General features: G+C 29.1%; 13 protein-coding genes and 1 other RNA gene. 11 read left to right on the plus strand and 3 right to left on the minus strand.

The genetic code is table 11. The features are described from left to right. The first annotated feature begins 46 nt into the window (after nt 1–46). From dnaG to rnpB, 6 genes are all read left to right on the plus strand, one after another. A complete protein-coding gene (gene dnaG / locus J2Z25_RS14740; RefSeq protein WP_008677347.1) occupies nt 47–1,825 on the plus strand; it encodes a DNA primase in 1,779 nt (592 codons plus the stop codon). Between the two features lie 30 nt (nt 1,826–1,855). Then, nucleotides 1,856–2,968 carry an RNA polymerase sigma factor RpoD gene (gene rpoD, locus J2Z25_RS14745; RefSeq protein WP_008677348.1) on the plus strand — a complete coding sequence of 371 codons (1,113 nt, stop codon included), beginning with the start codon at nt 1,856–1,858 and terminating at the stop codon, nt 2,966–2,968. A 41-nt stretch (nt 2,969–3,009) separates the two neighbouring features. Beyond that, nucleotides 3,010–3,702: a tRNA (adenine(22)-N(1))-methyltransferase gene (locus tag J2Z25_RS14750; RefSeq protein WP_111928031.1), complete on the plus strand. Its 693-nt coding sequence runs from the start codon at nt 3,010–3,012 to the stop codon at nt 3,700–3,702. 11 nt (nt 3,703–3,713) lie between these two features. Continuing rightward, a complete protein-coding gene (locus J2Z25_RS14755) occupies nt 3,714–4,505 on the plus strand; it encodes a Nif3-like dinuclear metal center hexameric protein (RefSeq protein ID WP_008677350.1) in 792 nt (263 codons plus the stop codon). Between the two features lie 72 nt (nt 4,506–4,577). Further along, nucleotides 4,578–4,826 (plus strand): hypothetical protein, encoded by a 249-nt coding sequence (locus J2Z25_RS14760; protein WP_111928030.1) that lies wholly within the window; start codon nt 4,578–4,580, stop codon nt 4,824–4,826. 54 nt (nt 4,827–4,880) lie between these two features. Beyond that, an RNA gene (gene rnpB / locus J2Z25_RS14765) (RNase P RNA component class A) lies at nt 4,881–5,222 on the plus strand. A 66-nt stretch (nt 5,223–5,288) separates the two neighbouring features. Here the strand turns inward: rnpB and J2Z25_RS14770 are convergent. Genes J2Z25_RS14770 through J2Z25_RS14780 form a run of 3 tightly spaced genes read right to left on the minus strand, consistent with a single transcriptional unit; the run spans nt 5,289 to nt 7,347 of the window. Then, nucleotides 5,289–6,452, minus strand: coding sequence for a tyrosine-type recombinase/integrase (locus J2Z25_RS14770; protein WP_209741131.1), 1,164 nt, complete (start codon nt 6,450–6,452; stop codon nt 5,289–5,291). Between the two features lie 50 nt (nt 6,453–6,502). Then, entirely contained in the window at nt 6,503–6,970 is a 468-nt protein-coding gene (locus J2Z25_RS14775; protein ID WP_209741132.1) for a hypothetical protein, read from the minus strand. A 29-nt stretch (nt 6,971–6,999) separates the two neighbouring features. Next, on the minus strand, nt 7,000–7,347 hold the full coding sequence (locus tag J2Z25_RS14780; protein WP_209741133.1) for a helix-turn-helix domain-containing protein: 348 nt from the start codon (nt 7,345–7,347) through the stop codon (nt 7,000–7,002). A 232-nt stretch (nt 7,348–7,579) separates the two neighbouring features. Here J2Z25_RS14780 and J2Z25_RS14785 point away from each other — a divergent pair, with 232 nt between their 5' ends. The 5 genes from J2Z25_RS14785 to J2Z25_RS18830 all read left to right on the plus strand — a co-directional run bounded on the left by J2Z25_RS14785 (nt 7,580) and on the right by J2Z25_RS18830 (nt 9,428). After that, the gene (locus tag J2Z25_RS14785) at nt 7,580–7,810 is read left to right on the plus strand and encodes a helix-turn-helix domain-containing protein (protein WP_209741134.1); all 231 of its coding nucleotides are present in this window, start codon (nt 7,580–7,582) and stop codon (nt 7,808–7,810) included. Beyond that, complete coding sequence (locus J2Z25_RS14790; RefSeq protein ID WP_342451351.1) at nt 7,803–8,021, plus strand: helix-turn-helix domain-containing protein; 219 nt, start codon at nt 7,803–7,805, stop codon at nt 8,019–8,021. Before J2Z25_RS14785 ends, J2Z25_RS14790 begins: the two co-directional genes overlap by 8 nt. Nucleotides 8,022–8,048: 27 nt before the next feature. After that, the gene (locus J2Z25_RS18640) at nt 8,049–8,816 is read left to right on the plus strand and encodes an ORF6C domain-containing protein (RefSeq protein ID WP_245173413.1); all 768 of its coding nucleotides are present in this window, start codon (nt 8,049–8,051) and stop codon (nt 8,814–8,816) included. A gap of 121 nt (nt 8,817–8,937) precedes the next feature. After that, nucleotides 8,938–9,141 carry a hypothetical protein gene (locus tag J2Z25_RS14800; RefSeq protein ID WP_209741136.1) on the plus strand — a complete coding sequence of 68 codons (204 nt, stop codon included), beginning with the start codon at nt 8,938–8,940 and terminating at the stop codon, nt 9,139–9,141. A 20-nt stretch (nt 9,142–9,161) separates the two neighbouring features. Continuing rightward, nucleotides 9,162–9,428 (plus strand): AbrB/MazE/SpoVT family DNA-binding domain-containing protein, encoded by a 267-nt coding sequence (locus tag J2Z25_RS18830; RefSeq protein WP_142691525.1) that lies wholly within the window; start codon nt 9,162–9,164, stop codon nt 9,426–9,428. Nucleotides 9,429–9,469: the final 41 nt, after the last annotated feature.

Here is a 9,469-nt window from a genome sequence, read left to right on the forward strand (position 1 = left end):
AATGAATATAAGTTGACGAAAATTATAGGTAAGGAGGTGAATCTCCTTGCAGATTTCTGAAGAGATTCTAGAAAAAGTAAAAGAACAAAATGATATAGTAGATGTAATATCTGAGTCAGTTAGACTAAAGCGATCTGGAAGAAACTTTTCAGGACTATGTCCATTTCATAATGAAAAGTCACCTTCATTTTCCGTATCACAGGATAAACAAATATATAAATGTTTTGGATGTGGTGAATCAGGGAATGTAATTACTTTTGTTATGAAAAATAAAAATATGCCTTTTGTTGAAGCAGTTAAGTATTTAGCTGATAGGGTTAATATTACAATAGAAAGTGATAAAGGGAGAATAAGTCCAACTGCAAAAAAGAGAGAATTGCTCTATAAAGTTAATGTTGAAGCAGCAAGGTTCTTTTATTCAAACTTAAGATTAACAAAAGAAGCAAAGGAATATTTTTTAAATAGGGGTATTAAGGAAGAGACAATTAAAAGATTTGGATTAGGCTTTGCAAAGGATAGTTGGAATAATTTATTATTTCATTTAAGAAAGTTAGGCTTTAAAGATGATTTATTGCTTGAAGCAGGATTAGTATCTACTTCTGAGAGGACAGGAAATAAATATGATAGGTTTAGAAATCGCGTTATATTTCCTGTATTTGATTACAGGGGGAAGGTAATAGGTTTTGGAGGACGAGTTTTAGATGATTCAAAACCCAAATATTTAAATTCACCTGAAACTTTGGTGTTTCAAAAGGGAACTAATCTTTATGGATTAAACTTTGCAATAAAAAGCAAGATGCAAGAAAGATACTTTATTATTGTTGAAGGATATATGGACTTAATAACGTTGCATCAGTATGGAATAACAAATGTAGTAGCTTCATTAGGAACAGCTTTAACTACAAATCAAGCAAGATTATTAAGACGTTATGCAGATAAGGTAATAATCTCATATGATGCTGATATAGCAGGTCAAGCAGCAACTATGAGAGGACTAGATATATTAAAAGATGCAGGATTTGATGTTAGAGTTTTAAGTATTCCACAGGGAAAAGATCCAGATGAATATGTGAGAAGCAATGGAAAAGATGCATTTATAAAATTAATAAATGGTGCTGAAAGCTTAATCGATTATAGGCTTAAGAAAGCAGAAGAAGGAATTAATCTTAAAGATAGTAATGACTTAGTTAGATATGGAAAAAGAGTTACAGAAATATTAGCAAGTGTTAATTCTATAGAAAAAGATGTCTATATAAAAAAAATATCTGAAAATACAGGCATAAGAGAACAAACATTATACGATTTATTATCAAAAGAAATGACAAAAAATATAAAAGAAAATGATTTTATGAATAATAAGGAAGAAAATGGAACAAAATTATATTTAGAGCCAGCTTTTATAAAAGCTGAAAGATCTTTAATGAAGTTATGTTTAAATGAAGAGTATTTTGATTATATTAGTCAGTTAATAAACCAAGATGAGTTAATTCTTCCAGAACATAAAGAGATTTTTTCTATTATTAAAGAAGCCAAAAAGGGGAATATAAATAATATAATTACCTTTTTAGAATCGAAGTGTACAAATGTAAAAACAATTGAGGAAATTGTAAAAATAAAAGAACATCATGTACTGATAGGTAAGGATAATAAAAAGTTAATACAAGATTTTATCAAGCAATTGGATAATTATAAATTGAATCAAAAACTAAATGAATTAAAACGTAAGCAAAAAGTATTAGAATCACAAGGAAAAATTGAAGAATCTATACAAATCGCAATTGAATTAAAAAATGTTAATGATCAGTTAAAGAGAGGTGCAAAGTAGTAGTTGGTAATAACGGAAGGAGGTAACAAAATGGTAGATGAAAAAACAAAAGCTAAGCAAGGCAAAAAAGAGAATGAGGACAAAAATAGCAAAATGACTATAGTTAAAAATCTACTAGATAAAGGAAAGAAGAGTGGTACTTTAACATATAAGGAAATAATGGATGAGGTTGAGCATATTGACCTAAGTCCAGAACAAATAGAAAAAATTTATGAAGTGTTAGAGTCAATGGGAATTGAAGTAATAGGTGATCCTAATGAAGCAGATGAAGTCGAAGAGGAACTAGACTTGGACTTAACTATTCCAGAAGGAATTGCAATAGATGACCCAGTAAGAATGTACTTAAAAGAAATTGGAAAAGTTCCTTTATTATCTTCAGAAGAGGAAATAGAATTAGCAAATAGAATAGAGCAAGGTGATCAAAGAGCTAAGAAAAAATTAGCTGAAGCAAATTTAAGACTTGTTGTAAGTATTGCTAAAAGATATGTTGGAAGAGGAATGCTATTTTTAGACCTTATACAAGAAGGAAATCTAGGGCTTATAAAAGCCGTAGAAAAGTTCGATTATAGAAAGGGCTTTAAATTCTCTACTTATGCTACATGGTGGATAAGACAGGCAATAACAAGAGCTATTGCTGACCAAGCAAGAACTATCAGAATACCTGTACATATGGTAGAAACTATAAATAAGCTAATAAGAGTACAAAGACAATTGTTACAAGAGCTAGGAAGAGATCCATTCCCAGAGGAAATATCAAAGGTTATGGACTTACCAGTAGATAAGGTAAGAGAAATTCAAAAAATAGCTCAAGAGCCAGTATCTCTAGAAACTCCTATAGGTGAGGAAGAAGATTCACATCTTGGAGACTTTATACCAGATGATGATGCTTTAGCACCAGCAGAAGCAGCTGCATTTACAATGCTTAAAGAACAATTAATAAATGTATTAGATACTTTAACTCCTAGGGAAGAAAAAGTATTAAGGCTAAGATTTGGATTAGATGATGGAAGAGCAAGAACTCTTGAAGAAGTTGGTAAAGAGTTTAATGTAACAAGAGAAAGAATAAGACAAATAGAAGCGAAAGCTCTTAGAAAATTAAGGCATCCTTCAAGAAGTAAAAAATTAAAGGATTATTTAGATTAGCACCAAAAGGTGCTAATTTTAATTTAGCAAGGAGAAGAATTATGGAACTAAGCGAAAGATTAAATTTTATAATTAAACACATTGAAAACACATCAGTATTAGCAGATATAGGAACAGATCATGGATATATTCCTCTATATGCAGTAAAAAATGGAATTTGTAGTAAAGCAATTGCAGTAGATATAAATAAGGAACCTTTAGATAAAGCAAGGTTAAATGCTATATTAGAAGGTACAGGAGACGAATTAGAGTTTAGATTAGGTGATGGGCTTAATGCTTTAGAAAAAGATGAGGTAGAGGTAACTGTAATTGCAGGTATGGGGGGAAATTTAATTAGAGATATACTTGAATCACAAATTGAAAAAGTTGACTCTATGAAATATTTAATACTTCAACCAGCACAAAATCCAGAAGTGTTAAGAGAATATCTTTATAATAATAATTATGAAATAATAAGTGAAGATCTTTGTTTAGATGAAAATATATATTATGAGCTTTTTAAGGTAAGACGAAAAGAGGGCGAAGCTACTAGTTTAGATTCAATATATTACGAAGTAAGTCCAAAACTTTTGATGCAAAAACATCATTTAATGAAGGAGTATTTAATTTCAAAAGTTGAAAATTATAAAAGGATTATTAGTTTTATAACAGAAAGTACTGTTAATGCAAGTGAAAGAAGAAAATCAATACAAGAAAAAATAGATGTTATTAGTAATATGATTAATTTTTTATAAGGAAGATGTTTATGAAAAAAGTTAAAGATGTTATTGAGGTAATGGAGGAATTTGCTCCAAAAACATTAAAAGAAGATTTTGATAATGTAGGACTAATGGTAGGGGATAAACAAAAGAAAGTAGAAAAAATACTTTTGGCTTTAGATTGTACCTTAAATGTTATAGAAGAAGCAAAGGAAAAGAAGGTAGATTTAATAATAACCCATCATCCACTTATATTTAGAAAACCTAATAGTATAACAACTGATACTTTAATAGGCAAAAAAATAATAGAACTTATTAAAAATGATATAAGTTTATATTCTAGTCATACTAATTTAGATTCGGCTGAGAAAGGTTTAAATGAAACTATAGTAAATATACTAGGATATGAATCTAAAGAGCTTCTAGAGGTAAATAAGAGGGCTAGAAATGACAATGAAGGGTTAGGGAGAATTATTAGATTAGAAGATTATATTCAATTGGAAGATTTAATAAAAGATATTAAAGAAAAGCTAAATATAAATTCCTTAAAGGTTGTTAGGGGCTGTGAAAAAGTAAAAAATATCGCAGTTATAAATGGAAGTGGAAGTGACTTTTTTGAAAAAGCATACAAAAAAGGAGCAGACTGCATAATAACAGGTGATACAACATATCATTATGCATCTGATTATAAAGAAATGGGAGTATCTATAATAGATACAGGACATTTTTCGTCTGAATGGATAGTTTTTTTAGAAGTTATAAATAAAATAAAAGATAAATTAGAAGACTTAGAAATATTAATATCTACAAAAAGTGAAGATCCTTACACATTTGTGTAAGGTCTTTTTTATACACAAAATTTTTGATTTAAGCATAATATTAATAATAGGAATATTATTGGGGGATGAACTATGAGTAAATCATATTATAAAAAGAAAAATAAATCATGGACAAAAGTATTTCAAGATGGTTTCAAAGATATATGTGATGGTATAGGTAAAAATATTGGAAAAGGTGGAGCTTTTTTTAAAACTTGTGTAAATCCAGCTGCCAGGTTATGTATATTCATACTTATATTATTAACTTTATTACTTTCTGGGATAGGATTTTACTCTTGGGTTATATTAATTATGTTAGTATTAATACTACAATTTGTGTAAATTGTAAAAAATATAATTTGCATTATTAATTAAGTTGTGTTAAGATAATCTTCGCGAGTAAGACATGCAATCGCTGCTAGACTAGATCTAGGAGAGGAAAGTCGGAGCTCCATAGGGCAGGGTGCTGGATAACGTCCAGTCAAGGCGACTTGAAGGAAAGTGCAACAGAGAGATACCGCCTAAATTTTTAGGTAAGGGTGGAAAGGCGAGGTAAGAGCTCACCAGCATCATGGTGACATGATGGCTATGTAAACCCCACCTGGAGCAAGGTCGAATAGGGAAACATTTAGGAGTTGCCCGCTCCGTTTCCGGGTGTACCGCTTGAGCTTATTGGCAACAATAAGCCTAGATAGATGATTGCTTAATACAGAACTCCGCTTAAGGCTTGCTCGCAACCAAGTGTTTATAGGGATTTACTGAGGGTAATATAAATTTTGCCCAAGTATTTGCCCAAGTATACCTTTAAGAATGAATCAGAGATGTTAATTTTACAGTTGCTTCTCTATTCATTTTTTTTGTTACATGACTATAAGTATCAGCAGTAGTTTGCATTAAAGAATGTCCTAATCTATCTTGAACGACCTTAAGATTTACACCGCTTTCTATCAAATAAGTAGCATTAGTATGCCTTAAATCATGCCAACGAATATTTTTATCTATTTTATTATATTTACATAATCTCTTTAATCGTTGTAAAAAAGTTGATGGAATTATATAATCCCCATTTTCATGTCTAAAAATTAAATCATAGGACATCTTATTAAAAAATACTTTTTTATAAAATTCTCCATATTTTAATTTATTTGAGTTTTGAATATTCTTATGTTTTTTCAATTTTTGTACAAGTTCATCACTTATAGGTATAGTTCTATATGAACCTTCTGTTTTTAAAGTAGATATAGTATAAATATTTTCTATTCTTATTAGAGCCTTAGTAATATCAATAAATTTATCTTCGAGATTTATACTATCCCATGTCAAGCCACATAATTCACCACGTCTTAAGCCTGTTTCTATAGAAATATCTAATGCAAGTTTAAAAATGTGATCTTCAAAAACATTATCATTTAGATTATTATAAATAAGTTTAAATTCATCTAAAGTTAAAATGTTTGCTTTATATTTATTTCTTTTTGGTGTATCAATATATTTACATGGATTCTCTATTATCATTTGTAACTTTACAGCTCTATTCAATGCAGTATTTAGAATACCGTAATACATTTGAATAGTTGTTCCAGATAGACATGTTATATTTTTACCTTTCTTTATTTTATCTTTTTTTAAATCTCTCAGAAATTTATCAATATGGATTACCTTAAGGTCGCAAAGTCTAACATTACCAATGCTTGGTGTTATTTTATTAGTAATCACATTCTTATATTTATCATAAGTATTTTTTGATTTTTCATCTATAATATAATTTTCTAGCCACATATTAAGATAATCGCAAAGTTTTGTTTCTTCTGGTCTTGTATATCCTTTATATTTTCTATTTAATTCTTCGTTTAGCGCTTTCAAAGCATCTTCTTTCCTATCACCTCCACATCGCTCTATAACTTTTCCATTTTCAAAGAAACGATAATACCATTTCTTTCCTCGTTGTCTAATTGATCCCTTTGGCATAAAACCATTCCTTTCAGAACTTATGTTCTATTTGATTTTTAAAATAAACACTAGAAGTCCTCAAGTTTCTCAAGCACACCTAGTGGATTAAACCTAATAATGTAATTATCAATTGAGTACCAATTGCCATATTTATTTTCATAATAATTTAAAGCTTCTTTTAAAAAAGCCTCAGTTACTTCAAGAAAATCAGCAAGCTCATATATATTTCTAATGCCAACTTGATGGGCAACTATTATTTTTGTTAAACTTACCATTCTTTTATATGCCCATCTTCGAGCAATTATTTCTTGCTTTCTATTGGATATAGAGGTTTCATCTATTATATCTCCGAAAGTTGTTTCATGATGACCAATTTCTTCAGCAAGAATACATTTACGCTCAGCATCAGTAACAATTTTTTTGTCTATAAGTATTTTCCCATCTTTGTATAGTCCCTTGAATCCGTATTTTAAGGCTTTTTCTTTTACTCTTAATCCATCCTTCTCAGCTTCAATTAGCATTTCGTCATAAGTCATCCCATAATCCCCTTATATAAAATCAGAACCTAATCGTCAAACTCATCAAATAGAGCATCTATATAGTTTTTTATTAATTCAACTTTTTTAGGAGTTAAGTTTTTATCTTCTAAATGAGCTGCAATAGTTTCTATTTGTTTTTTATTTTTATTATTTTTAGAATTAATTTTATTATCAGAAGAACTTTCCTCTATTAGTTCAGAAAGTTTAACATCTAGCGAATTAGCGATAGATTTAAGAGTATCTACACTAGCATTATATCTATCGTTTTCTATATCAGCTAAATATGAACGTGAAATATTAGCTTTTTTAGCTAATTCAACTTGAGTTAATTTATTTGCTTTTCTAATATTTTTAATTTTTTGGCCAATACTCATTTCAATAACCTCCATGTCGAACATACCGACTTTATATAGTAATTATATAATTTGAAAGTCGGAATTACAATACATAAAAAGACGGAAATACAAGTAAATATAAGCGCGTGTAAGAAATATAACTCTAATGCTCTTATTTAGTCAAATTTGGTCGGAAATACACGTAAATGAACTTTGAATTAATGACGGATATACAATACAATAATAACATAAGTTGCGAGGAGGTGAGCAAATGACGATAACAGTTGCTAAGGAAATCGGTAAGGTTATAAAAAGAGCAAGAGAAAAGCAATCTCTAACACAGCAGGGTTTATCAGAAAGAGTAGGTATATCAAGAAACTATATTTCTGATATAGAGTGTGGGAGATATATACCAAGTGTAGAAAAATTACTTTCATTAGCTACAGCTTTAGAGATTGATTTAAATTTATTAAAAAATGACGGAAATACAAGGGGTGAATGATTTGGAGTTACTAACTATTAAGGAAGCTGCAAGTAAATTAAAGGTTAATAAAAATACAGTTTATAGCCTTATAAAATCAGGGAACATAATAGCTCTTAAGCTTGGTGCTTTGAAGATTACAGATAAGGAACTAGATAGATTTATAGAATTTTCTTCTGGAAAAGACTTTACAGATTTAAATAATGTAACTGAATTAAGAGTTAAAGCTTAGCAGTATAAAAATTAAGGAGGATGGAAAATGAATAATCAAATTGTAAAGATCAACAATACTGATTTATCAGTAAAAGAATTTAACGGACAAAGAGTTGTAACATTCAAAGATATTGATATGTTACATGAAAGAGTAGAAGGAACTGCAAAGAGAAATTTTGCAGATAATAAAAAACACTTTATAGAGAATGTAGATTATTTTGAATTATCTAAAAATGATGTCGGTACGGATTTCGTACTAACATATGGATTTGATAAAAAAGCACCTAAAGGACTACTAATTACAGAAAGTGGTTACTTAATGTTAGTAAAGTCACTTCAAGATGATTTAGCATGGAAAGTTCAAAGAGAATTAGTTAATAACTATTTCAGAGCAAAGCAAATTGTACAAGCTAAGTTATCTAAGGAGTTGCAAGCAATATTTATGATAGACGGCAAGCAACAAGAATTAGAACAAGAAATAATTGTTGTAAGAGATGAGGTTAAGGATTTAAAAGATAACTTGCCATTACTTGGAGTGGATTGTGATGAAATTACTAGTTTAATTAAAAAGATCTGCACTAAGGTAACTGGATACGAAACACCTGCATATAAAGATAAATCTTTAAGAGGTAGAGTTTATTCAGACATTTATGGACAAGTTAAAAGAGAATTTCAAGTAAAGTCATATAAAGCTATTAAGAGAAGTCAAATAGAACTTGCTAAAGGAATAATAACAAATTATAAAGCACCTAAAGCTTTATTAGATGAAATTATACAAGTAAATAACCAAGTAGATTTTGAGGAGGTAATTTAATATTGAAAGATTTTTAGAAGTTCATGGAACAATAATTAATAAAAAAGATATAAGAAGGGTTGAGTTTATATCAGATGATATTTATTTAGGGTTATTACCTAGAGTAAATGGTGAGATTGTAGTGGATTTTATAGGATTTACTTATGCTAAGATACACACATTTGATAATAGAGAAATAGATTTAGAGATAGATTTATATGCTCCAGATGAAGGTGAAACAGAAGATTTTTGGATTGACAAGAATAGAGCTTATATAAACATGAGTATGACTAAAATTTATGAATTGCTTAATCCGGTTAAGGTTACAGAAATAGAATATAACTAAAAAGAGGGGGAAATGTAAAAATGAAAAGTATAGGAATAGTAAGAAAAGTAGATCAATTAGGAAGGGTAGTTATACCTATGGAATTAAGAAAGTCAATGAATATTGAAGAAGGACAACCATTAGAAATGTACACAGAAGGCGAAATGATAATTCTTAAGAAACATATACCAGGTTGCCATTGTTGTGGTGATGTAAATGTAAAGGCAACTATCTTAGGAGTTAAGCTTTGTAATAACTGCATAAATGAATTTAATAAAGCTAGAAAGAAAGTTGAGGAGTTGAGATAGAAGTGTATGTATTAAAAATATACCTATTAACTTTACTTAAG

It is taken from the genome of Clostridium tertium (genome assembly GCF_017873245.1).
Lineage (GTDB): Bacteria > Bacillota > Clostridia > Clostridiales > Clostridiaceae > Clostridium > Clostridium tertium.